The sequence below is a fragment of the uncultured Piscinibacter sp. genome, assembly GCF_937952055.1.
GTDB lineage: Bacteria > Pseudomonadota > Gammaproteobacteria > Burkholderiales > Burkholderiaceae_C > Piscinibacter.
On the sequence record NZ_CALFYO010000032.1, the window covers coordinates 1 to 22,511 of the forward strand.

Sequence of the window (22,511 nt, forward strand, 5' to 3'; positions counted from 1 at the left end):
AGATGTCCCAGTTCTGGCAGAACTTGCAGGCGAGGTTGCAGCCGGCGGTGCCGAAGGAGAACACGCTGCTGCCGGGGTGGAAGTGGTTGAGCGGCTTCTTCTCGATCGGGTCGATGCAGAAGCCCGAACTGCGACCGTAGGTGGTCAGCACCATCTCGTCGCCTTCGCGGGCGCGCACGAAGCACAGGCCGCGCTGGCCCTCGTGCAGCCGGCAGTCGCGCGGGCACAGGTCGCACTGGAGGCGGCCGTCGTCGAGCCTGTGCCACCACTGCGCCGGCACCACGCCGTTGTCGAGGTCGTGGGTCGCGCTCATGCCTCGATCACCTCGTCGAACTTGCGCACCCGGTAGCGGCGCAGCCGCAGCGAATCGGCCCAGAAGTCCTCGGGCAGGCCGGCCTTGCGCTTGAGCGCGCCGAGGAACTCGGCGGGCGACGCGAGCTGCTCCCACACCTGCGGCAGGAAGGTGGCCCGCCGGCCGCGGTATTCCAGGATCACGCCGTCGACGCCCGGCTGCATCGCCTGCAGCGCCTCGGCCTCGCTGGCCGCGGGCAGCACCTCGCTCGGCCCGATCAGCGAGACCTCGATCTCCAGCGCGGCGAACTCCTCCTCGTGCAGCGCCTCGAAGCGCGTGTCCTGGAAGGCCGCCGCCAGGGCGTGCAGGCGCACGTCGTGCTCGAGCGGGCGGCATGCCTCCAGCGTGCCGATGCAGCCGCGCAGGCGACCGCCGAGGCGCAGCGTCACGAAGGTGGCACCGTGCTCGGCGAGCGCCGCATGGACGGGTTCCGGGCCGGTGGGCAGGCGCAGCGCGTCGGCGATGGCGTTGCGGGCGCGGGTGAGCAACGCTCGGCCGAGCGCGTCGTCTCCGGTCCTTGCGCGGTCTTCGTCGTCCTGCGCTGACCTCGGTTCGCGCGGCTCGAAGGCCATGGCGCAGTAGCCCACCACGCGCGAGCGGTCGCCGGCGGTGTCGCCCGAATTGCGCAGGTCGAGCAGGCGCGGTGCCAGACCGCGCTCTCGCGCAGCCAGCAGCGCGCCGGCCAGCGGCGTGGCGCCGCAGGCCTGGTGGTGGTCCAGCGTGGCATCCAGGCGCAGGATGGCCTCGACCGTGTCGCGGTCGGTGGCCCGGGCGTGCTGGTAAGGCAGGTAGTGCGACAGGTCGGAGCTGATGACGATCAGCGTCTCGTCGCCGCCCCAGAGATGCGCCAGAACCTCGGCCACCTCGGCGGCGTCGGCACGCCCGACCACCAGCGGCACGAGCGTGAAGCGGTCGAGCACCGTCTGCAGGAAGGGCAGCTGGACCTCGAGCGAATGCTCCTGCGCGTGGGGCCGGTCGTCCGCCACCACCTGAGGCAGCGCCGCGAGGCTCGCCAGCGCTGCGCGGTCGATCGGCACCGCGCCGAGCGGCGTCTCGAAGGCGGCCGTCGTGGGCGCCGCGAGGCCGCGCAGGGGTACGCGATGGGCCGGACCGAGCAGCACCACGCGGCGGATGCGTTCCCGCCCGGCGGCCAGGGTCGCGTAGGCGTGGCCGGCCACCGGGCCGGAATAGATGTAGCCCGCGTGCGGCACCAGCAGCATCTTCGGCGCGACGGTCGGCACCGGCGTGCCGACGCCGTCGAGCGCCGAGGCCACCTCGGCGCGCAGCGCGCCCGGTGCCTGTGGGTAGAACTGGCCGGCGACCGCGGCCGGGCGGGTGGCGTCGTGAAGCATGTCGGTCTGTCTCCTCCACTGCACATGGGACCTGCTGGGCGTACGTCAAGACCGCTGCGCTGGTTCCAGACTCAGGTCCCCAAAGTGGGGCCGTCCGCCAGACTCGCGGCCAGCGCTTCGCAGCGAGCCTGCACCGTGGCGAGATCGGCATCCGTGTCCAGCGTGAGGCCGGCCTCCGCCGGCGCCACCGGTTCGCGCACGCGGAGCTGGAAGTCCAGCACCTCCAGCGTCGCATCGGAGGGGTCGCGGTCCGCCGCCATGCGCTGCGCGATGCGCCCGCGCAGCACCGCCTCCGGCGCCACGCACTCCACCAGCGAGAAGTCCGCGCCCTCGGCGGCGGCCAGCGCGCGCAGTTCGTCGCGCTCGTGGCGGCGCAGCGCGGCGGCATCGACGATGACGTTCAGCCCGGCGCGCAGCAGGTCGCGCGCGATCGCTTGCAGGCGCGCATAGGTGCGCAGCGTCATCGTGCCGCCGTACAGGCGCTGCGCCTGCGCGGGCGTCGGCCGGGCGGTCAGCGGCACCTCGGCGAGGCGCTTGCGCTCGACGTCCGAGCGCACGCGCAGCGCGCCGAGCGGAGCCAGCAGCGCCAGCGCCACCGTGCTCTTGCCCGAGCCGGACAGGCCGCTGGTGAGCACGAGACGCGGCTGCGCCCGGCGCATGCGGGACAGCGCCTCGGCCACGTGCAGGTCGCGCGCGAGCGCGCCGAGGGCCTGCGTGCGCGAGGCTTCGTCGGGCGCCTGCGTCGCGCGCAGTGCCGCCACCTGCGCCCGCACCATGGCGCGGTAGACGGCGAAGAAGGGCAGCAGCGCGAGCCCCTGGTGGTCGCCGCGCTGCTCCGCGTAGCCGCTGACGAAGCGCCAGGCCAGCCGCGGCAGGCCGTGCCGCCACAGGTCCATGAAGGTGAAGGCGACGTCGGCCATCGTGTCGGTGTGGCGCAGCTCGGCGTTGAATTCGATGCCGTCGAAGGGCAGCGGCTCGCCGTCGACCATCACGATGTTGCCCAGGTGCAGGTCGCCGTGGCACTCGCGCACGCAGCCCTGCGCACGGCGCAGCGCCAGCAGCGGCGCGATGCGCTCGAACTCTTGTTCGGTCCAGTCGCGCAGGCGGCCGGAGGCATCGACGCCCGGCGCCGCGAAGTTGGCACGTGCCCAGGCGAGCACGCCTTGCGGATCGCCGTGGGCGGCGGGCGACGCCGGCAGCGCGGCGTGGAAGGCGGCGACGCGCCGCGCCAGAGCATCGATGTCCGCTTCGCCGAGCTGGCCACGCGACGCCAGCCGGTCGAGCAGCAGCTCGTTGTCGAAGCGGCGCATGCGCAGCAGCCAGTCGATCGCCGCGTTGCCCTCCTCCGGCTGGCCGACGCGCGGCGCCCGCGCCGGGCCGAGCACCGGCCGCACGTCCAGGTAGAGATCGGGGGCCGTGCGCCGGTTCAGGCGCAGTTCCTCCGCGCAGTCGTGCCGGCGGCGCTCGGCGGTGGAGAAGTCGAGGAAGCCCAGCGCCAGCGGCTTGCGCAGCTTGTAGGCGAACTCGCCGGCGAGCAGCAGCGTGGAGATGTGCGTCTCGATCAGCGCGCAGTCGGGCCCGAGCCCGCGCCGCAGCGCCGCCACCATCGCGCGGTGCTGTTCGAGCGTCATGTCGCGGGCCGTCACCCGCGCGAGGTTACAGCCCGTCGCGGGTGAAGCGCGCGACGATGGCGGCGAACCGGCCCGGCCATTGACGGATCGCAGTCTCGTCGCCGTCGAACACGCGCTTCAGGAAGGCCACCGACAGGGCGCGCGTGGCCTCCTTCACCTGCGGGTTGAGCGCGGCGCCGCCGGTGCCGCGCCGGTCGGTGAAGATGCTGTGCGAGCCGCCTTCGAACACCGCCAGCGCCTTGGCGCGGCTGCCGGTGGCCTCGAACACCGAGACGCGGTCCTGCGCGCCCGAGTAGTAGCCCGGGATGCGGATGACGTCCTCGGTGGCGGTGACGTGCAGCGTGGGCACGGTGACGTTGGCGAGGATGCGTGCCGGATCGCTCTCGCCGTAGAACGGCGGGGCGGAGAGGATGATGGCCGCCTTGATGCGCGGGTCGCGGAAGTCGACCAGCCGGCCCTGGCGCTCGACCTGCGCACCGGCGGCGAGCAGCGTGGTGTTGGCGCCGTAGGAGTGGCCGGCGGCGACGATGCGGTCGGCATCGATGCGGGTCGCCAGCGGTCCGGCCAGCAGGGTGTCGAGGGCGAAGCGCAGGTCGAGCACGCGGGCGATGGCCTCGCCGTCCTGTGCCGCGCTCTGCAGCCGCTCGACCAGCGAGAACGGGTTGCCCATCCACAGCGCCCGGTCACTGCCCACATGCTGCAGGTGCAGGCTGGCGTAACCCTGGCGGGCCCAGTGTTCGCCGAGGTAGCGGTAGCCCATGCGCGATCCGCCGATGCCGTGGGAGAACACCACCAGCGGCACCGGCTGCGCCGCATCGGCCTGCACCGGCAGGTACAGCCGCACTGGCACCGGGCGCTGGCGGACGTCGTCGTGCCACTCGAAGTCGAGCGTGCCGAATTCTCCCGCATGCGCCGCCGGCGCGAGGGCGGTGGCCAGCAGCAGGCCGAGGCAGTCGCGGCGCTTCACGGCTGGGCCTCCGTCGCGGGCAGAGCGGTCGCCGCATGGCGTCGCCGGTGCGCATGGCGGCCCACCCACTGCACCAAGTCGTCGACGAAGGTGAACACCACCGGGATGACCAGCAGGCTGAGGAAGGTGCTGGTGATCAGGCCGCCGATCACCACGATCGCCATCGGGGCGCGGAAGCTCGGGTCCACGCCCAGGCCGATGGCGATGGGCATCATGCCCGCGCCCATCGCGATGGTCGTCATGACGATCGGCCGCGCGCGCTTGCGGCAGGCGTCGAGCAGCGCCTCCCAGCGGTTCAGGCCGTGGTCGCGGCGCGCCAGGATCACGTAGTCGATGAGCAGGATCGAGTTCTTCGTCGCGATGCCCATCAGCATGATCAGGCCGATCATCGACGGCATGGACAGCGAGGACTGCGTGATGAACAGCGCGAGGAAGGCGCCGGGGATCGACAGCACCAGCGCGGCCAGGATGGTCACCGGCTGCACGAAGTCCTTGAACAGCAGCACCAGCACGACGTAGATGCAAAGCACCCCGGTGGCCATCGCCAGGCCGAAGCTGGCGAACAGCTCGGCCATCGCCTCGGCGTCGCCCACCGAGGTCTGGATCACGCCCGGTGGCAGGGTCTTCAGCGAGGGCAGCTCGAGCGCGTTCTTCTCGACCTCGCCGAGCGGCACGCCGTTGAGCTCGATCTCGAAGTTGACGTTGCGCAGCCGGTCGTAGCGGGCGATCTCGGCCGGGCCGGAGTCGATCGCCAGCGTCGCCACGTTGGACAGCGGCACCGGGCCGCGCGCACCGGGCACCGGCAGGCGCGAGAGCAGGTCGATGTCGGCACGCGCGTCCTCGGCGAGCTTGACCACCACCGGCACCTGGCGCTGGCTGAGGTTCAGCTTGGGCAGGCCCTGGTCGTAGTCGCCGCTGGTGGCGATGCGCAGCGTGTCGGCGATGGCCGACGAGGTCACGCCCAGGTCCGCGGCACGTGCGAAGTCGGGCCGCACGATCAGTTCGGGCCGCACCAGGCTGGCGGTGGAGGTCACCGCGCCGATGCCGGGAATGCTGCGCAGGTCGCGCTCCACCTTGGCGGCGTGTTCGCCGAGCGCACGGCCGTCCTCACCGGCGAGCACCAGCACGTACTTCTCGCTGGAGGCGCCCAGGCCCACCTTGATCCGCGCGCCGGGCAGCACCGCCAGCGCCTCGCGCAGCTGGCCCTCGATGTCCTGCTTCGAGGTGCCCCGGCGGTCGTTGCGGTGCGTCATGTTGATGGTCAGCACCGCCTTGCGCACCTCGGGCACGCCGCCTGCCGCGAACGGGTCGGAGCCCGCGGCACCGCCACCGATGGCGGTGTAGACGAGCTTGACGTGCTCGTTGCTCTGCACGATCTCGCGCGCCTGCTCGGCAGCGGCGTAGGTCTCCTTCAACGTGCTGCCCGGCGGCAGTGTCACGGTCACCTGTGTCTGCGACAGGTCGTCCGGAGGGATGAAACCGGTGGGCAGGAGGGGCACCAGCGCGAACGAGCCGGCGAAGAACACTGCGGCGCCGATCAGGGTCATGAAGCGGTGCTTCAGGCACCATCTTGCCCATCCCATGTAGATCGACAGCCAGCGCGGCTCCTTCTCCTCGTGCCGCGGCGGCTTGAGGAGGTAGGCGGCCATCATCGGCGTGAGCATGCGCGCGACGACCAGGGAGAAGAACACCGCGATCGCCGCCGTCCAGCCGAACTGCACGAAGAACTTGCCGGCCACGCCGCTCATGAAGGCGGTGGGCAGGAACACCGCGATCAGCGTGAAGGTCGTGGCGATCACCGCCAGGCCGATCTCGTCGGCCGCCTCCATCGCCGCCTGGTAGGGCGTCTTGCCCATGCGCAGGTGGCGCATGATGTTCTCGATCTCGACGATGGCGTCGTCGACGAGGATGCCGACCACCAGCGACAGGCTGAGCAGCGTCACCACGTTGATGGAGAAGCCCATCAGCCACATGATGAAGAAGGTCGGGATGGCCGACAGCGGCAGCGCCACCGCCGAGACGAAGGTGGCGCGCCAGTCGCGCAGGAACAGCCACACCACCAGCACCGCCAGCAGGGCGCCTTCGTAGAGCAGCTTCATCGAGCCGTCGTAGTTCTCCTCGACGGGGTCGACGAAGTTGAAGGCCTCTGTGATGCTGATGTCCGGGTGCTCCGCCTGGAGCCTGGCCAGCGTGGCGCGCACGCCCTCGGTGACCTCGATCTCGCCGGCGCCGCGCGAGCGCACGATCTCAAATCCGACCACCGGCTTGCCGTCGAGGAGCGCGGCCGAGCGCGGCTCGGCCACGGTGTCGTGCACCTTGGCGACATGGTCGAGTCGGATGCGGCGGCCGTCGGACAGCGCCACCTCCAGTGCCGCCAGCTCCTCGGCCGACTGCACGGTGGCGATGGTGCGCACCGACTGCTCGGCGCCGCCGAGGTCGGCGCGCCCTCCGGAGGCTTCCTGCTGCACCTGGCGCAGCTGGCGCGAGATGTCCGCGGCGGTCGCGTTCAGGGCGAGCAGCCGCGCGGGGTCGAGTTCGACGCGCACCTCGCGCGTCACGCCGCCCACGCGCGACACCGCGCCGACACCGCGCACCGACAGCATCGCCTTGGTGACCTGGTGGTCGACGAACCAGGACAGCGCCTCGTCGTCCATCTGCTTCGACGCCACCGTGTAGGTGAGGATGGGCGTGCCGGCGAGGTCGACCTTCTTGATCACCGGGTCGCGCAGGTCGGCCGGCAGGTCGGAGCGCACGCGCGCGACGGCGTCGCGCGTGTCGTCCAGCGCCTCCTGCGTCGGCTTCTCGAGGCGGAACTCGGCGGTGAGCGTGGCGGTGCCGTCCTGGATGGTGGCGTAGATGTGCTTGATGCCCTGCACCGCGGCCAGCGAGTTCTCGATCTTGCGTACCACCTCGGTCTCGAGCTGGCCCGGCGAGGCGCCAGGCAGCGAGGCGGTGACGGTGACCATCGGCAGGTCGATGTCGGGAAAGTTCTGCACCTTCATCGACCGGAAGCCGAGCAGGCCCGCCAGCGTGAGCATCACGAACAGCAGGAGCGCCGGGGTCGGGTTGCGGATCGACCAGGAGGAGACGTTGATCGCCATGGCACGCGCCCCTTACTTCGACGCGGTGTGATGAGCTGGTTCCGGCGCAGCGTCGACCACGCGCACCAGGTCGCCGTCGCCGAGGAAGCCGCCGCCGGCGGCGACCACGCGGGCGTTCCGGTCCAGGCCGCCGGTGATCTCGATGCGGTCCGCCCAGCGGCGGCCGATCGTCACCTTGGTCTGCGCGACCTTGGCGTCGGGGCCGACGCGCAGGACGTAGCTGAAGCCGTCGCGCAGCACCACCGCGCTCTGCGGCAGCGACAGGCCCGTGGCGTGGCCGATCTCGAACTCGCCGCGAGCGAACATGCCGGCGCGTGCGGCGCCGGGCTGCGGAAGGTCGACGTAGACGATGCCGTTGCGCGTGGCCGGGTCGACGGTGGGCCCGACCATGCGCAGCTTGCCGACGATGGGTGTGCCGCCTGCCGGCGTGACGCTGGCCGGAAGTCCGGGCTTGAGTTGCGCAAGGTCGGCCGCGGCCACTTCGGCGCGCCATTCGAGCCGGCCGCCGCGGATCAGGCGGAACAGTTCCTGCCCGGCCGGCAACACCGCGCCGACGGTGGCACTGCGCGCCGAGATGATCCCGTGGTCCGGCGCCAGCACCTGGGTCTGCGCCAGACGCAGCTGCTGCGTACGGGCGGCGGCGCGCTGCGCTTCCAGCCTGGCCTGCGCGGTGCGCTCGGCGGTGAGGTACTGGTTGATTTGCTGGGCCGACAGCGCGCCGGTGCTCTGCAGGTCGCGGGCGCGCTGCGCGTTGGCGCTGGCTTCGGCCAGCGTGGCCTCGGCCTCGGCGACGGCGGCGCGCGTCTGCGCCAGCTCGGCTGCAAGGGTGTCGGCGGCGAAGGTGGCCAGCACCTGGCCGCGCTTGACCACGTCACCGACGTTCACGCGCACCTCGGCCAGGCGCAGCCCGTTGGCCTCGGTGCCGACGCTGGCCTCCTGCCAGGCGCTGATGTTGCCGTTGGCGGCGATCTTCAGCGGCACGGTGGTCTGCTGCGGCGAGGTGACGGTGACGGTCAGCGCCGGCTTGGCCGCGGCTGCGGATGCAGGCTTGTCGGCGGCATGCACGCTGAGCGTGACGAGCACGGCGGTGATGGCGATGGCCAGCGGGGCGGCGACGAGAAGGATTCGGGTCGAGGTCGGCATGGTGGTGGTCTCGGAAGGGCGGCGGACCTTGTGGGTCTTGGGCACGGTGTCGAGGAAGTTTCAGCTGCGCGGCGGTGCGGTTGGATCGCCGGCGGACGAGCCGCTGCGGGCCTGTGGGTCGTCGGCGGTCCAGCCGCCGGGGGACTGCGAATCGTCGGCGACCCAGCCGCCGCCGAGGGCGCGGTACAGGGAGATCCAGGCGGCGACACGCTCGCGCTGCAGCTCGATCAGCGCGGCCTGCGCGGCCACGGCGCTGCGGCGCGCGTCTTCCAGCTCGAACAGACTGGCCAGGCCGCCCTTGTAGCGCGATTCGACGGCGCGGTAGGAGCGCTCGAAGCCTTCGGCGGCGGTGCGGGCGTCGTCGCCGCGCGCCGCGGTGCTGTGCAGCGCCACCAGCGCGTCTTCGACTTCGCGCACGGCTGTGCGCAGGCTTGCTGCGTAGTGTGTCGCCGCGGCCTCGTAGGCCGCCTGTGCAGCCTCGGCATGAGCGCGGCGCACGCCACCGTCGAACAGCGGCAGGCTCACGCTCAGCGGCCCGATGTTCCACAGCGTGCCGCTGGTGCTGACAGCGCCGCCTTCGAAGCGCGACGGCGTGATGGCACCTGCCAGCGCCACGCGCGGGTAGCGATGCGCGCGCGCCTGCGTGGCGTCGGCCGCGGCGGCGGCGAGTTCGCGTTCCGCGGCGGCCAGGTCGGGCCGCTGCGCGAGTGCTTGCGCCGGCACGTGAGCGACGCCGAGTTGCGCCGGTTGGGGCAATTGCGCCCGTCCGGGCTGCAGTTGGGCGCGCAGCCCGGGTTCCGGCATGGCGGTCAGCGCGACCAGCGACTTCACGGCCAGGTCGCACTGCGCGCGCTGCTGCGTGAGCGTGGCGCTGCCCTGCGCCGCACTGGCGCGGGCGAGGTCGGCGCTGGCGGGCGCCTGAAAGCCGGCGCTGGCGGCCAGCGCGGTCAGCCGCGCGGTCTCGGCGCGCGAAGCGGCATCGAACTCGGTCTGGGCGAGCTGCGCCTCGCAGGCGCGCAGCGCCAGGTATGCCGAGGCGGTCTCGGCGGCCACCGAGATGCGCGCGTCGTGCCACTGCGCCTGTGCGCCCTCCAGCCGTGCCTGGGCGGCATCTCGGCGGGCACCGCTGCCGCCGAAGAGGTCGATCTCCCAGGTGGCCTGCAGTCCCGCGCTGGCGAGGGTACCGACCGGGGCGCCGAGCTCGAGGCGGCCACGTGTTGCGCTGGCGCTGGCGTCCAGCGTCGGGCCGAGCGCCGCGCCGCCGGCCACGCGCGCGGCGCGTGCCTGCTCGATGCGCGAGCGGGCGTCGGCGATCGACGGGCTGGCGGCCTGGGCGGCGTCGATCAGCGCCGTGAGCAGCGGGTCGTTGAACTGCTGCCACCAGCGCTTCAGTTCGGCGCCGGGATCGGCGGCGGGCAGCGCAGCCTGCCACTGCGCCGCAGGCGTGGCCGGCAACGGAGCGGGCAGGGCCGGCCCGAGGCTGGCGCAGCCGGCCAGCGCGAGCGTGGCGAGCGCCCCGGCCGCGACGGCACTGCGATGGGTGAGGGGGATTCCGGGCATGTTGTTGTTCTCCCTGGCGTGTGGCGTCGGGTTCAGGGGCTGCCGCGCCGCCGTCGCACCTCGGCAGCGACCATGGCCTCGGCATACATCACCAGTCCGTCGAGCCAGCGGTCGAGCGCGTCGGGCGCACGGTTGAGTCCGGGCGCGAGGGCGTCGGTGACGTCGCGACCCACGTGAAGATGCACGCCGAGCGCTGACACGCACACCGCCAGACGCTGGATCTCGTCGTCGGGGCCGTCCACGCCGACGTGGCGGCAGAGCACCCGCACCAGCGCCTCGTGCATCGGGCGGATGCCCTGGTCGATCTCCTCGGCCCACAGGCCCGTCGGCTCGAGCATCTCGCGCATGTGCAGCTTCATGCACAGCGTGGTCAGGTCGCCCTGCTTGAGCGGTTCGAGGAAGCCGACGTACAGGCCGCGCAAGGCCTCGCGCAGGCTGAGGTCCTCGCCGCCATAGCGGCCGATCTCCTCGTCGGGAGTGGCCTGCAGATCGAAGAACACGGCACGGTACAGGCCGGCCTTGTCGCCGAAGTAGTACTTGATGGCGGCGAGGTTGGTGCCGGCAGCCTCGGCGATCTCGCGCGTCGAGGTGTTGGCATAGCCCTGGTGCGCGAACAGCGACAGCGCAGCGTGAAGCAGGCGCTCGCGCGATTGCTCACCGTCGCTGCGCGGCGTTCTCGTGCGGGCGGGGTTGATCTCGGTCATGCCCGACATGCTAGCAAGTAAATCAAACGATTGATTCACTTGGGGTATTAATGACCGAGTGGTCAGCATGGACATCGGGTTGACCCTGGGGTTCGAGGTCCGACATGCTGACAAGACCCTGCTGACAACGTCGTGTCAGCAGGGGTAGGCGCTCACATAGGCGCGTGGGTATCAGAGCGGCAGGCTGGCCTGACGCGGGGAGGTCGGGCTGCGGCGCATCAGCACGGCATGCGGGACGTAGCCGCGCGACTCGAGGTTCCAGCCGTCGGTGGCGCAGGCCGCGTCGAGCTGTTCGATGCGCTGCGTGCCGAGCCGGCGCGCCGCGGCGAGGGCGAGCAGGGCCTCGCACTGCGCCGGCGTCAGCAGCCGCGCGAAGGCCGTCCAACGCTTCATCACCAGCGGGTTGCGCCAGGCGTCTTCCACCGCCCAACGGGCTTGCTGGGCGTCGTCGCTGCGGCCGGCCTCGAGCACGCGTGGCAGCAACGCATGGAAGAACATCTGGAAGGCGCGGCGTGCCGGCTTGCCGGGCAGCAGCACCTCGAAGCGCGCGATGCGCTGGCTCCAGCCGGGCGTCAGCAGCTGGCGGCTGACGAAGGCCTGCAGCGCCTGGACCGGGTTGAACAGCCGCAGCCGGTTCGGCGGCAGCACCAGCAGGGGCAGCGCGCTGGCTTCGTCGTGGGACAGCGGCTCGACAAAGCTGCACAGCACGGCGACGCGCGCCCATTGGGCCACGCTGAGGCCGCCGGTTCCGGTGGAGCCGGCCGCCTCCATGTCGCGCACGATGCGAAGTGCGTCGCGGAATCCGCAGGCCGCCTTCGCGTGGTTGGCCTTGGTGCTGAGCATGGCCAGGTTGCCGGCGGCGTAGCCGGCGTCGTTGCGCACCCGGTCGACCGAGGCGTCGCTGCCTTCGAGGGTGGCGGTGGACAGCGGCGCGCGGGTGATCGGGCAATGGCTCACCTCGAGCTGCTGCAAGTGGTTGGGCGTGACCTGCACCAGTTCGACGCTGCGTCCGCGCAGCCAGGCGTGCAGCCGCAGCTGCAGCCACTTGCGCACGTGGCGCGTGGGCAGCAGCGTGCGCGTGCCGAAGGTGGCCTGGCCGGCGAGCAGGCCATGGCGCAGGCTGGAGGGCTCCTGGTCGTAGGGCGCCGGCGGTGTCAGGCCGTGGTGGGCGTAGTCCCAGCCGAGCTCGAAGCCGATGTGCTCGTGCGCCGTGAGCGTGGTGGCGGGGCAGGGTTCGGTGGAGAAGGCGGTGGCCATGGTCGGTTCCTCGGTGGCGCCGCGGGCTGCGGCATGGGAGGCAGTCTCCAGCCCGGGTGGCTCAGCACGTGAGCCACCTGCGGCAACGGCGCTCGGGGTAAGCTCGCGTCGCCTGGCTCACCGGATGAGCCACCGACCCGGTAGATCGCCGCCATGGACCGCACCGAACGCTTTTACAAGATCGAACTGCTGCTGCGCAGCCGCGGCTGCGTGAGCTTCGCGACGCTGCGCGAGGAGCTGGCGGTGTCGCCGGCCACGCTCAAGCGCGACCTGCAGTACCTGCGCGACCGGCTGCATGCGCCGATCGTCTACGACGCCGACGACAACGGCTATCGATTCGACGCTGGCGCCACGGCGCGCGGCGAGCGCCACGAGCTGCCGGGACTGTGGTTCAGCGAGCACGAGATCCACGCGCTGCTGACCATGCACCAGCTGCTAGCCGGGCTGGACGACGACGGCGTGCTGTCGCGCCACCTGCAGCCGATGCTCGAGCGGCTGCAGGGCATGCTCGGCGCCGATGCCGGGCCGTCGCGCGAATTGATGCGCCGCATCAAGGTGATCGGGACGGCGCGGCGCCGCGTGCCCAGCCGCTGGTTCGAGCTGCTCGGCAGTGCGCTGGTGCAGCGCCGGCGGGTCTGGCTGCGCTACTTCAAGCGCAGCGACCGCAGCCACAGCGAGCGCGAGGTGTCGCCGCAGCGCCTGGTGCACTACCGCGCCACCTGGTACCTCGACGCCTGGTGCCACGCCAGCGACGGCCTGCGCCGCTTCGCCCTCGACGCGGTGCGCGACGCCCGGGTGCTGGAGACGAAGGCGAAGAACGTGCCGGTGCGCGATCTCGAGGCCGCGCTCGATGCCGGCTACGGCATCTACGGCGGCGGCGACGCGAAGGTGAAGTGGGCCACGCTGGTGTTCAGCGCCGAGGCGGCGCAGTGGGTGGCCAACGAGGAATGGCACCCGCAGCAGAAGTCGCGCCACCTCGAAGACGGCCGCTACGAGCTGCAGGTGCCCTACGCCGACGCCACCGAGCTGACGATGGACATCCTGCGCCACGGGGACAGCGTCGAGGTCGTTGGCGACAAGGCCCTGGCCGACACGATCGGACACCGGCTGCGCCGCGCCGCCGCACAGTACGCTTGAGCCCTTCGCGAAGGAGAGTCCGATGAAAGCGGTCTGGAACGGCGTGGTCATCGCCGAGAGCGACGACACCGTGGTGGTCGAAGGCAACCACTACTTCCCCGAGAGCAGCGTGAGGCGCGAGTACGTGAGCTTCAGCAACCACCGCACGAGCTGCCCGTGGAAGGGCCAGGCGCACTACTACAGCCTGCTCGTCAACGGCGAGATGAACCCCGACGCCGTCTGGTACTACCCCGAGCCCAGCGAAGCCGCGCAGTCGATCAAGGGCCGGGTGGCTTTCTGGAAGGGCGTGCAGGTCACCGAGTGAGGCGGGCACGAGCCGCGCGTCGGCGCGCTGAGTCAATGGCGCGCGGGCCGCCCGCTGCTCCGGCGGCGAGGGCGGCCTAGAGCGTGGCTGCCAGCCGCGTGCCCTGGTCGATGGCGCGCTTGGCGTCGAGCTCGCTGGCCTCGTGCGCCCCGCCGATCAGGTGCACCGCCACGCCGGCCGCGCGCAGCGGCGCCTCCAGCTCGCGCAGCGGCTCCTGTCCGGCGCACAGCACCACGGTGTCGCACTCGATGAGCTGGCCGTCCTGGCGCTTCTCGCCGTAGGTGACGAACAGTCCCTGGGGGACGATGCGCTCGTAGTTCACGCCACCGATCATCTCCACCTGCTTCATCTGCAGCGCGGCGCGGTGGATCCAGCCGGTGGTCTTGCCCAGACCCTTGCCGAGCCTGCCGGCCTTGCGCTGCAGCAGCGTCACGCGGCGCGCCGGCGCGGCAGGCTGGGCGCGCACCACGCCGCCGCGCACCGCGGCGGGGTCGGCGACGCCCCATTCGGACAGCCATTCCGCGAGGTTCAGCGTCGGTGAATGGCCGGCCGGGGTGACGAGGAACTCGGCCACGTCGAAGCCGATGCCGCCCGCGCCGACGATCGCCACGCGCTCGCCGACCGGCTTGTCGTGCAGCAGCACGTCGATGTAGCTGAGCACGTTGGGGCCGTCCTGTCCGGGGATCCTCGGGTCGCGCGCGGTCACGCCGGTGGCCAGCAGCACGCCGTCGAACTGCTGCGCAGCCAGCATCTCGGCGCTCGCGCGGGTGTTCAGGTGCAGCGTCACGCCGGTGGCCTGCAGCCGCGTTGCGAAGTAGCGCAGCGTTTCGCTGAACTCCTCCTTGCCGGGAATCCTCCTGGCCATGTTGAACTGGCCGCCGATCTGCGCCGCCGACTCGTACAGATGCACCTCGTGGCCGCGCCCGGCCAGCGTGGTCGCCGCCGCCAGCCCGGCCGGGCCGGCACCAACCACGGCATAGCGCCTGCGCGCGGGCGCGCGCCGCAGCACCAACTCGGTCTCGTGGCCGGCGCGCGGGTTGACCAGGCAGCTGGCGAGCTTGAGCTGGAAGGTGTGGTCCAGGCAGGCCTGGTTGCAGGCGATGCAGGTGTTGATGTCCGCGCTGCGGCCCTGCTTTGCCTTGGCGACGAAGTCCGGATCGGCCAGCAACGGCCGCGCCAGGCTGACCATGTCGGCGCAGCCGTCGGCGAGGATCTGCTCGCCCACCTCGGGCATGTTGATGCGGTTGCTGGTGACCAGCGGGATGGTCAGGCCCGCGGCGCGCAACTCCTCGCGCATCTTCTTCGTCACCCAGGCGAACGCGCCGCGCGGCACGCTGGTGGCGATGGTCGGGATGCGCGCCTCATGCCAGCCGATGCCGGTGTTGATGATCGTTGCGCCGGCGGCGGCGACCGCCTTGGCCAGCGTCACCACCTCGCTCCAGCTGCTGCCGTCCGGGATGAGGTCGAGCATCGACAGCCGGTAGATGAGGATGAAGTCGGGGCCTACCGCCTCGCGCACGCGCTGCACGATCTCCACCGGCAGCCGCATGCGGTTCTCGTAGGCGCCGCCCCAGGCGTCGCGGCGCTGGTTGGTGTGCGTGACGAGGAACTGGTTGATGAAGTAGCCCTCGCTGCCCATCACCTCGACGCCGTCGTAGCCGGCCTCGCGGGCGAGCCTTGCGCAGCGCACGAAGGCGCGGATCTGCCGCTCGATGCCGCGCGCGGAGAGTTCGCGCGGGGTGAAGGGCGAGATGGGCGACTGGATGCGCGAGGGCGCCACGCACAAGGGGTGGTAGCCGTAGCGGCCGGTGTGCAGGATCTGCAGCGCGATCTTGCCCCCCTCGGCATGCACGGCGTCGGTGACCTGCCTGTGGCGCCTTGCAGCGGCGGACGTTGCCAGCGTGCCGGCGAAGGGCTTGGCCCAGCCCTCGATGTTGGGCGCGAAGCCGCCGGTGACCATCAGCCCGACGCCGCCGCGCGCACGCTCGGCGAAGAAGGCGGCCAGGGCGGGGAAGTGCTTGCGCCCGTCCTCCAGCCCGGTGTGCATGCTGCCCATCAGCACCCGGTTGGGCAGCGTGGTGAAGCCGAGGTCCAGCGGGGCGAGGAGGTGCGGGTAGGCGCTCATTCCGGCATGCTAGCCGGTGAGCTTCCCTCGAGCAGTCACTGCGGATCGGGCGGCGCCAGCCCGCTGGCGGCGCCGCCTGGAGAGGAGGCGCGGGGGTGCCTCCGGGGGCGGTTCGTCAAATGCCGAGGATCTGCTTCGCCTCGCCCAGCGCCTTCATCGAGTCGGCGTGCTTGCCGGCCTTGTGCGCGGCTTCACCGTCGGCGCGCAGTTGCTTGACCTTGGCGGCGTCCGCCTCGGCCAGCTTGGGATTGGTGGCGAGCTTGGCGTCGATCGCCTTCATTTCGTTCGGGCAGTTGTTGGCGAACGCGGTGCCCGCGGCGAGAACGAGCGCGGTGGCCAGGAGAGCGTGTTTCATCGGGGACTCCTTCTGCTTGTCACGGCCAGGATGGGCCGTGGCGCGGAATCTATGCGCGCGCGACCACGTCCGCAACAGGGAGTAGTTACCGGATCTTGCCCAGCAGTGTCTCGACGTTGTCGAGCATGTGGCCCAGGTCGGCGCGTGCCGCAGGCTTGTCGCCCAGCTTGGCCGAAAGCTCCTGTTCCATGAAGCACACCGTCATGCGCACGTAGGCACTGTCCAGCGCCTTGCGCACGGCCGACATCTGGCCCGCGATGGCGAGGCACTCCTCGCCTTCCTCGATCATGCGTTGGATGCCGCGCAGCTGGCCTTCGGCCCGCTTGAGGCGGTGCAGCAGGTCGGTGCGGGACTTCTCGTCAGTCAGGACGGACATGTTGCATGGCTCCGCGGCGCGCGGGGCAGGAGTCGGGCGATGGGTCGGCATTGTGCGTCACGCGCGCTGCTTATGCAGCGCCGGCCTGCGGCTGGATGGGAATGACCGGCGGGCCCTCGGGCACCAGCAGGGTGCCGGCGCGCAGGCCGCGCACCGTGGCGAAGCTCAGGCCCAGGATGATCAGCGAGGCCAGTGCCAGCAGCGCCAGCGCCGGCACCTGCAGCCAGCGGCCTTCGGGCGTGTCGGCCAGGCGCAGCGTCAGCACGGCCAGCGCCGCCAGCGGAAAGCTGATGCCCCAATGGGGAATGCCGAAGGGCATCGAGGCGATGCGGCGCGCCAGCGTCGCGGCCCACAGCGCCAGGAACAGCGCCATGCCCCAGAGCATCCAGGTGAGGACCGGGGGGGCGCCGAACTGCATCGCGCCGGCGCCGACCACCGCCGGCGGCGCGACGAAGATGAACATCGTCGGCAGCATGCGCTCGGGCGGCATGCCGGCCTGTCCGATGCGCACCAGGATCAGCACCATCACCGCGGGCCAGAACAGCAGCCCGAGGCCGAACTGCGCGGCCGCCCAGGCGCCGTGGCCGAGCGGCAGGCCGGCCAGCGGGGCGAGCACGTTGCCGACGATGGGAATGAACAGCACCGGCGTCACCGCGCTCCAGTTCGGCTTCGTGTTCGGTCCCCCCACCGGACCGGCGATCCAGCGCGACAGCACCCACAGCGTGACGCCGAACTGGGCCAGCGAGGACAGCCACCACAGTGCGGACACGCCCGGAGCCTCGGTGCCGAACAGGGCCACGCCGAGGGTGGCCAGCAGCAGGCCGGAGATCGGGATGGCGGCGAAGAAGGTGTGCCGCACCGGATGGGCGAGATCCTCGCGCAGCGCGGGGCCGTGGGCCTGCCAGCGCCAGAGCATGGCCAGCGACAGCGCCACGAAGATCCCTGCGGCGATCGCCGCGGCGACCAGCGAGACGCTGGCGGCCGTCTCGCCCATCGCCGGCGCAGCGCGGTGCCAGGCGAGCGCCAGGCCGCACCATCCCATCACGATGGCGAACCAGCCGGGCATCAGGTGTTTCAGGGGGGGGTGGTCTTTCTTCATGTGGCTCATCGGGTCGGGCTACTTCAGCACCGCGCCCTGGGCATCGAGCACGCTGACGCGCACCGCGATGCCTTGCGCAATGCTCTGCGTGACGGTGCAATAGGCCTCGAAAGAGGTGAGCACACGCTCCAGGTGCTCGAGCGCCTCGGCCGGCACGCCCAGCGTCAGGGTCGCCTGCATGGCGAGCACGCGCAGCCTGCCTTCGGCGTTGCGCCCGACTTCGGCCGTGACCTCGCACTGCAGCGGTTCCGGGTGCTGCTTGTACTTGGCGAAGGCAAACAGCAGCGAATCCGACAGGCAGTTGCCCACGGCGGACGCGAGCAGTTGCACCGGCGAGGGCCCCAGGCCCTGGCCGAGTGGTGGCGGCTCGTCCGACAGGAGCGCAGGCACGCTGCCGCCGAACTGCACCTCGAACTGGTAGTCGTGGCGCTGGGCCAGGCGGACGGTGACATGCTCTGCGGACATGATCGGATCCTGGGTCAGCGGGAGCAGGCCGTGCCTTCTTCCTTCATGCCGAGCTTGCGCAGCAGGAAGCTCGGCGGGCAGAAGCCGGTGAAGCCGGACTGGAACAGGTTCAGGCCGACGAAGGCGGTGAAGGCGAGGAACCACTTGCTGACGAAGATCGGGCTGGCTTCGACGCCGAGCGCCAGCGAGAGCATGACGAAGAAGCCGGCCATGATGCGGATCGCACGTTCGATGGTCATGAGGAACTCCTTGAGGTTCAGGTGGGTGAGGATTCGAAGCGCTTGCGGTACAGCGCGTAATAGAGCACCGGGATGACGACCAGCGTCAGCAGGGTGGAGACGAAGATGCCGAAGATCAGCGACACGGCGAGGCCGTTGAAGATCGGGTCGTCGAGGATGAAGAAGGCGCCGATCATCGCGGCCAGCCCGGTGAGCGCGATCGGCTGCGCGCGCACCGCGGCGGAGCTGACCACCGCGTCCTTGAAGGCCAGACCCTGCGCCGTCTGCAGCTCGATGAAGTCGACCAGCAGGATGGAGTTGCGCACGATGATGCCGGCCAGCGCGATCATGCCGATCATCGACGTGGCGGTGAACTGTGCGCCGAGCAGTGCGTGGCCGGGCATCACGCCGATGATGGTCAGCGGGATCGGCGCCATGATGACCAGCGGGGTGAGGTAGCTGCGGAACTGCGCCACCACCAGCAGGTAGATCAGGATCAGGCCGACGCCGTAGGCCGCACCCATGTCGCGGAAGGTCTCGTAGGTGATCTGCCACTCGCCGTCCCACTTGACGGCGTACTGGCGGAACGGGTCGCTGGGCTGCCTGATCCAGTACTCGCCCAGCCCTTCGTCGGCGAGCTTGGCGCGGATGGCAAACAGGCCGTACAGCGGCGAGTCGACCAGCGAGCGCTCGTCGCCGACCACGGCGTGCTCGCCAACGTCGCCCATCACGTAGGACACCGGCTGCAGGTCCTTGGTGTAGCGCGGCTTGTCGATCACGCCGCGCTCGACGCGCACCAGTTCGGACAGCGGCACCAGCTGGCCGTTCCCCGCACGCAGCGGCAGCGCGAGCAGGGCGTCGAGCCCGATCTGCTGCTCGGCGGGCAGTTGCAGCCGCACCGGCACCGGGTACTTGCTCTGGCCGTCGTGCAGGTAGGCGGTGTCGGCGCCGGACAGCGCGGCGTTGACCGTCTGCGCGATCGTGGCCACCGGGATACCCAGCGTCTCGGCGCGCTGGCGGTTGATGCGCAGCCAGGCGCGCGGTGCGTCGGCGGTCAGCGTGCTGTCGATGCCGACGATGTGCGCGGTGTCGCCGAACGCCTTGACGACGCGCTCGGCGACCTTCACGCGGCCGGCTTCGTCGGGGCCGTAGATCTCGGCGACCAGCGGGGCGAGCACTGGCGGCCCCGGCGGCACTTCCACCACCTTCAGGCGCGCGCTGTACTTCGCCGCGATCGCGTCCAGCGCCGGGCGCAGGCGCTGCGCGATGGCGTGGCTCTGATCGTGGCGGTGCGCCTTGTCGACCAGGTTGACCTGCAGGTCGCCCTGCTCGGCGTCGGCACGAAGGTAGTACTGGCGCACCAGGCCGTTGAAGGTGATCGGGCTGGCGGTGCCGGCGTAGCCCTGCAGATCGCGCACCTCGGGCTGGCGTGCCAGATGCGCGCCGAGCTCCTGCAGCGTGGCGGCGGTCTGCTCCAGCGGCGTGCCGGCCGGCATCTCCAGCACGACCTGGAACTCGCTCTTGTTGTCGAAGGGCAGCATCTTCAGCACCACCCACTGCACGAGCGTGAGGCCGACCGACAGCATCAGCGCCGCGAGGATGCCGGCCAGCAGCAGCCAGCGCTTGCGCGCGCTGTCGAGCAGGGGCAGCAGCACGCGCGTGAACACGCGCTGCAGCCGGGTCGTCGCGTGCGCGTCGGCCGGCGCGCCGTGGCCGGCGGCATGCGGCTTCATCAGCTTCAGTGCCAGCCAGGGCGTCACCGTGAAGGCGATCGCCAGCGACAGGGCCATGCCGAGGCTGGAGTTGATCGGGATCGGGCTCATGTAGGGGCCCATCAGGCCCGAGACGAAGGCCATCGGCAGCAGCGCGGCGATCACCGTCAGCGTGGCCAGGATGGTCGGGCCACCGACCTCGTCGACCGCGGCCGGGATGATCTCCAGCAGGGGCTTGCCCGGATCGAGCTGCTGGTGGCGGTGGATGTTCTCGACGACGACGATGGCGTCGTCGACCAGGATGCCGATGGAGAAGATCAGCGCGAACAGCGACACCCGGTTGAGCGTGAAGCCCCAGGCCCAGGAGGCGAACAGCGTCACCGTCAGCGTGAGGATCACCGCCGCGCCGACGATGACCGCCTCGCGCCGGCCGAGCGCCAGGCCGACGAGCAGGATCACCGAGCCGGTGGCGAAGGCCAGCTTCTGGATCAGCTTGTTGGCCTTTTCGGCGGCCGTCTCGCCGTAGTCGCGTGTCACCGTCGCCTCGATGCCCTGCGGCAGCACGGTGTTGCGCAGCTCGTCGAGCTGCGCGCGCGCGGCGCGCGCCACGTCCACCGCGTTCTCGCCCGGCTTCTTCGTGACGGTCAGCGTGATCGCGGGCTGCACCTGGCCGGCGGCGGCATCGGAGGCGGCGGCGCCCGGCGTGAACCAGACGTAGCGCGCCGCGAGCCTGGCGCCGTCCTCGATGCGCGCCACTTCCGACAACCGCACCGGCTTGCCGTTGCTGACGCCGACGATCAGCTCGCCGACCTGGGCGGCCGAGCGGATGAACTCGCCAGTCTCCACCGTCAGCATTCGCGGCCCGACCGACTTCTCGTCGATGACCGCGCCGGACGGCATGGCTTGGTTCGCGCCGGCCAGCGTGGCCTGCAGCCGCGCGATGTCGATGCCGCGTTCGCGCAGGCGGCCCGGGTCCAGCCAGACGTTCACGGCGCGGCCGGGGCCGCCGATCGACTGCACCTCGCGCGCGCCGGGCACGCGCTTGAGCTCGGCCTCCATGGTGTGCGCGACGCGCTCCAGTTCCGCCGCGGGCGTGCCGTCGCGCGTCCACAGCGTCACCGCGAGCACCGGCACGTCGTCGATGCCCTTGGGCTTGACCACCGGCGGCAGCACGCCGAGGTGGGCGGGCAGCCAGTCCTGGTTGGCGTTGAGCACGTCGTACAGGCGCACCAGCGCCTCGGTGCGCGGCACGCCGACCTTGAACTGCACCGTCATCACTGCCAGGCCGGGCCGCGCGACGGAGTAGGTGTGCTCTATGCCGGCGATCTGGCCGAGCACCTGCTCGGCCGGCCGCGCCACCATGTTCTGCACGTCGGCGCTGGAGGCGCCGGGGAAGGCGATGAGCACGTTGGCCATCGTCACGTTGATCTGCGGCTCCTCCTCGCGCGGCGTGACAAGCACGGCGAACGCGCCGAGCAGCAGTGCGACGAGGGCCAGCAGCGGCGTCAGCGCATGGGTCTGGAAGACCCGCGCGAGGCGGCCGGAGACGCCGAGGGCGGTCTGGGGCGATGCGCTCACGGCTTCACCCTCATTGCGCGGCGCGCGCGCCTTGCAGGCCGGCGCGCACCGGATCGGCGGCGACGCGCTCGCCGGCCGCCAGGCCCGCGAACACCTCCACCTGGCCGGCCACCGCCGGGCCGACGCGCACCGTGCGCAGCACGAAACCCTCCGGCCTGGCGACGTAAACGGCCGTCAGCTCTCCGCGGCGCAGCACCGCCTGCGCGGGAATGCTCGGCCGCGGGCCGGCGGCGGCCGCGGGCAGGCCGGCGGCGAGCACGCGGATCGTCTGGCCCGGGCGGGTGGTGTTCGCTTCGGCCGGCAGGTCGAGCCGCCATTCCACCGTCTGCGACACCGGGTCGGCGGCGGGCAGCAGTTCGCGGGCGATCGGTTTCAGGCTGCGCCCGTCGGGCAGCAGCACCTGCACGTCCTTGGCGGCGGACACCGCCGTGGCACGCGAGGCGGGCACCTGCACCACGGCGCGCATGCGGCCGGGTTCGTAGAGCGTGACGAGGGCGCGGCCGGGCAGGGCAAGGTCGCCGGTCTCGACATGGGTGGCCGTAACCACCGCGTCGTAGGGCGCCAGCACTTCAGCGTTGCCCTGCGCCACCGCCGCCTGGGTGCGCGCGGCGCGCGCCTGGTCCAGGCCGGCCTTGGCGGCGCGGTACTGCGTGTCGGCGCTGTCCACCGCGGCCTGGCTGACGAAGCCGCTCTTCAGCAGGTCGCGGCTGCGGTTCAGCGCCACCTCGGCGTTGCGCGACTCGGCCTCGGCCTGCGTCACCGCGGCGTCGCTGCGCGCCACGCCGGCGCGGGTGTCGCGGTCGTCGATGCGCACCAGCGGCTGGCCGCGCTTGACGCTGTCACCCGCCTTGACGCGCAGCGCCAGCACGTTGCCGCCGACCTGCGCGGTGATCGTGGCCTGGCGCACCGGCTGCAGCACGGCGTCCAGATCGGCGACGCCGCCGGCGGTGGTGGCGGAGACGGCGACCGTGGGCACGACGATCTCGGGGGCCGCCTGGGCAGCGCCCGCCGCGATCAGCGCCGCCGCGAGAAATGCAAGGAGTGGCTTCATGGCAAGGGGGTACGACATACGGGG

The 22,511-nt window shown here is 71.6% G+C and carries 19 protein-coding genes and 1 pseudogene; 3 read left to right on the forward strand and 17 right to left on the reverse strand.

The features are described from left to right. The 9 genes and pseudogenes from Q0599_RS22715 to Q0599_RS22755 form a co-directional block, all read right to left on the reverse strand. Positions 1-313 (reverse strand): annotated as a pseudogene (locus tag Q0599_RS22715) (AmmeMemoRadiSam system radical SAM enzyme); the annotation flags it as partial. Then, the gene (gene amrB, locus Q0599_RS22720) at positions 310-1,704 is read right to left on the reverse strand and encodes an AmmeMemoRadiSam system protein B (RefSeq protein ID WP_298834783.1); all 1,395 of its coding nucleotides are present in this window, start codon (positions 1,702-1,704) and stop codon (positions 310-312) included. The pseudogene Q0599_RS22715 and the gene amrB, both read right to left, overlap by 4 nt. 71 nt (positions 1,705-1,775) lie before the next feature. Continuing rightward, positions 1,776-3,335, reverse strand: coding sequence for a bifunctional aminoglycoside phosphotransferase/ATP-binding protein (locus Q0599_RS22725; protein ID WP_298834785.1), 1,560 nt, complete (start codon positions 3,333-3,335; stop codon positions 1,776-1,778). Between the two features lie 25 nt (positions 3,336-3,360). Continuing rightward, on the reverse strand, positions 3,361-4,302 hold the full coding sequence (locus Q0599_RS22730; protein ID WP_298834787.1) for a hypothetical protein: 942 nt from the start codon (positions 4,300-4,302) through the stop codon (positions 3,361-3,363). Beyond that, positions 4,299-7,403 carry an efflux RND transporter permease subunit gene (locus Q0599_RS22735; protein ID WP_298834789.1) on the reverse strand — a complete coding sequence of 1,035 codons (3,105 nt, stop codon included), beginning with the start codon at positions 7,401-7,403 and terminating at the stop codon, positions 4,299-4,301. Before Q0599_RS22735 ends, Q0599_RS22730 begins: the two co-directional genes overlap by 4 nt. A 12-nt stretch (positions 7,404-7,415) precedes the next feature. Beyond that, positions 7,416-8,546, reverse strand: a complete 1,131-nt coding sequence (locus Q0599_RS22740) for an efflux RND transporter periplasmic adaptor subunit (RefSeq protein WP_298834791.1) — start codon at positions 8,544-8,546, stop codon at positions 7,416-7,418. 60 nt (positions 8,547-8,606) lie between these two features. After that, on the reverse strand, positions 8,607-10,106 hold the full coding sequence (locus Q0599_RS22745; RefSeq protein WP_298834793.1) for an efflux transporter outer membrane subunit: 1,500 nt from the start codon (positions 10,104-10,106) through the stop codon (positions 8,607-8,609). Positions 10,107-10,138: 32 nt separating this feature from the next. Further along, on the reverse strand, positions 10,139-10,810 hold the full coding sequence (locus Q0599_RS22750; protein ID WP_298834795.1) for a CerR family C-terminal domain-containing protein: 672 nt from the start codon (positions 10,808-10,810) through the stop codon (positions 10,139-10,141). Positions 10,811-10,981: 171 nt separating this feature from the next. Continuing rightward, the gene (locus tag Q0599_RS22755; protein ID WP_367180984.1) at positions 10,982-11,767 is read right to left on the reverse strand and encodes a hypothetical protein; all 786 of its coding nucleotides are present in this window, start codon (positions 11,765-11,767) and stop codon (positions 10,982-10,984) included. Here Q0599_RS22755 and Q0599_RS26230 point away from each other — a divergent pair. From Q0599_RS26230 to Q0599_RS22765, 3 genes are all read left to right on the forward strand, one after another. After that, positions 11,748-11,951, forward strand: a complete 204-nt coding sequence (locus Q0599_RS26230; RefSeq protein ID WP_367180985.1) for a hypothetical protein — start codon at positions 11,748-11,750, stop codon at positions 11,949-11,951. The genes Q0599_RS22755 and Q0599_RS26230 overlap by 20 nt on opposite strands. A gap of 269 nt (positions 11,952-12,220) precedes the next feature. Further along, the gene (locus tag Q0599_RS22760; protein WP_298834799.1) at positions 12,221-13,204 is read left to right on the forward strand and encodes a YafY family protein; all 984 of its coding nucleotides are present in this window, start codon (positions 12,221-12,223) and stop codon (positions 13,202-13,204) included. 22 nt (positions 13,205-13,226) lie between these two features. Then, positions 13,227-13,508, forward strand: coding sequence for a DUF427 domain-containing protein (locus Q0599_RS22765; protein ID WP_298834802.1), 282 nt, complete (start codon positions 13,227-13,229; stop codon positions 13,506-13,508). A 76-nt stretch (positions 13,509-13,584) separates the two neighbouring features. Here Q0599_RS22765 and Q0599_RS22770 read toward each other — a convergent pair whose 3' ends face one another. The 8 genes from Q0599_RS22770 to Q0599_RS22805 all read right to left on the reverse strand — a co-directional run bounded on the left by Q0599_RS22770 (position 13,585) and on the right by Q0599_RS22805 (position 22,487). Next, complete coding sequence (locus Q0599_RS22770; RefSeq protein WP_298834805.1) at positions 13,585-15,633, reverse strand: NADPH-dependent 2,4-dienoyl-CoA reductase; 2,049 nt, start codon at positions 15,631-15,633, stop codon at positions 13,585-13,587. Between the two features lie 115 nt (positions 15,634-15,748). Beyond that, complete coding sequence (locus Q0599_RS22775; protein WP_298834807.1) at positions 15,749-15,988, reverse strand: hypothetical protein; 240 nt, start codon at positions 15,986-15,988, stop codon at positions 15,749-15,751. Between the two features lie 85 nt (positions 15,989-16,073). Then, positions 16,074-16,364 carry a metal-sensing transcriptional repressor gene (locus Q0599_RS22780; protein ID WP_298834809.1) on the reverse strand — a complete coding sequence of 97 codons (291 nt, stop codon included), beginning with the start codon at positions 16,362-16,364 and terminating at the stop codon, positions 16,074-16,076. Positions 16,365-16,434: 70 nt separating this feature from the next. After that, complete coding sequence (locus Q0599_RS22785) at positions 16,435-17,472, reverse strand: SLAC1 anion channel family protein (protein WP_298834811.1); 1,038 nt, start codon at positions 17,470-17,472, stop codon at positions 16,435-16,437. Positions 17,473-17,481: 9 nt separating this feature from the next. Then, positions 17,482-17,928, reverse strand: coding sequence for an OsmC family protein (locus tag Q0599_RS22790; protein ID WP_298834813.1), 447 nt, complete (start codon positions 17,926-17,928; stop codon positions 17,482-17,484). A gap of 14 nt (positions 17,929-17,942) precedes the next feature. After that, on the reverse strand, positions 17,943-18,167 hold the full coding sequence (locus tag Q0599_RS22795) for a DUF2892 domain-containing protein (protein WP_298834815.1): 225 nt from the start codon (positions 18,165-18,167) through the stop codon (positions 17,943-17,945). A 17-nt stretch (positions 18,168-18,184) separates the two neighbouring features. After that, positions 18,185-21,436, reverse strand: coding sequence for an efflux RND transporter permease subunit (locus Q0599_RS22800; protein ID WP_298834817.1), 3,252 nt, complete (start codon positions 21,434-21,436; stop codon positions 18,185-18,187). 10 nt (positions 21,437-21,446) lie between these two features. Next, positions 21,447-22,487 carry an efflux RND transporter periplasmic adaptor subunit gene (locus Q0599_RS22805; RefSeq protein ID WP_298834819.1) on the reverse strand — a complete coding sequence of 347 codons (1,041 nt, stop codon included), beginning with the start codon at positions 22,485-22,487 and terminating at the stop codon, positions 21,447-21,449. Positions 22,488-22,511 lie beyond the last annotated feature (24 nt).